This window comes from Pseudomonas turukhanskensis (assembly GCF_027922365.1).
Lineage (GTDB): Bacteria > Pseudomonadota > Gammaproteobacteria > Pseudomonadales > Pseudomonadaceae > Aquipseudomonas > Aquipseudomonas turukhanskensis.
In genome coordinates this window covers 1-1,234 of the sequence record NZ_BSFN01000050.1, presented here as the reverse complement: position 1 = coordinate 1,234, position 1,234 = coordinate 1, and the positions used below count along the sequence as shown (strand labels likewise).

General features: G+C 56.5%; 1 protein-coding gene. It reads right to left on the bottom strand.

The features are described from left to right. Positions 1-19: 19 nt before the first annotated feature. A complete protein-coding gene (locus tag PKE98_RS26885; RefSeq protein ID WP_271198554.1) occupies positions 20-991 on the bottom strand; it encodes an IS110 family transposase in 972 nt (323 codons plus the stop codon). Between the last annotated feature and the right edge of the window lie 243 nt (positions 992-1,234).

The following is a 1,234-nucleotide window of genomic DNA, read 5'->3' as shown; positions in this document are numbered from 1 at the left end:
GTAGATACCGTCTTGCCCATCAGTGGGCAAGCGCCTTTTGCACATCGAAGGGTTGTCCCGATTTGAGTACACCATAGGCGATGTGCAGCAGCTTGCGCATCGCCGCGCACACGACCTGCTTTCCAGCCTTACCGCCTTCACGCATACGCTGCGCAAGGGCTTTGACGGCGGCGTTGCTGCTTAGCGATGACACCCCAGGCATGTACATGGCCGCGCGCAGGCGTGACGACCCTGTCCGAGATATCCGTACCTGGCCTCGATAGTTACCCGACTCCTGCAGCCGCGGGTTCAAGCCAACAAATGCGACCATGGCTCGAGCACTCTCGAACCTCAGCGGATCACCTAACTCACCCAGGAGCTGAGCGGCCGTTTTCTGGCCGATACCATCGATGCTCACCAAAAGATCGCGTTTGCCACGCAAGTCGGGATCATTGTCGATGTGGTCGCGGATCAGTTTTTCCGTTTCTGCGATTTGCGCAGCCGTGTGCGACATCATTGATTGAATGGAGGGCTGTACGTTGGCATCAGCCACGCTCAGGCGGTTCTCCTCCATCCGATGGATTTCTTGAAGATCCGTCAAACGGCGCAAAAGCGCTCGCAGCTGCCGGGTAGCCTTGGGCTCAGGTTGCCAGGCCCGCAACTGATCAGCATGGCGCAAGCCATAGTCAGCGATCAGCTTGGCATCGGTCTTATCGGTCTTAACCCGCTGCAACTGGCTCTTGGCATAACTGGAAATCTGCGCAGGATTCATCACGCAGATGCGATAACCCAGCCCATAAAGGTACTCAGCCAACGCCTCGTGATAGATGCCAGTGGCCTCCATCACGATCCAGGCTTGTGGCTCGCTGTGCTGCTCCAACCACCCGCGCAGGGTCTCAAAGCCCGTAGTCGAATTGGGTACCTTGCCCTTGGTGCGGTGCTTGCCGTTGGTTTGCAGAGTGGCGATATCAAAACTGTTTTTGGCAATGTCGATGCCGACGATGCTGCTCATAATCTCTCCTCATCTCGCTGGATAGATCATCACTGCACTCGGTCCTACCTTGTGAATACTGGCTCCCGCATGAGCGTGGCCTTAGATACCGTTCGGACTTTTCGAGTGAGTGTGGAGGGCTGAAGCACTATCTACAAAGCAGGCTCTATGGCCTAAGGGTGTGCCCGGCTTTCAAACCCTCCCCCGATGATCAGTCGGAGACTATCTCCTCTTTCGAGGAGGAGTCGAGATACAAGGGTGTGC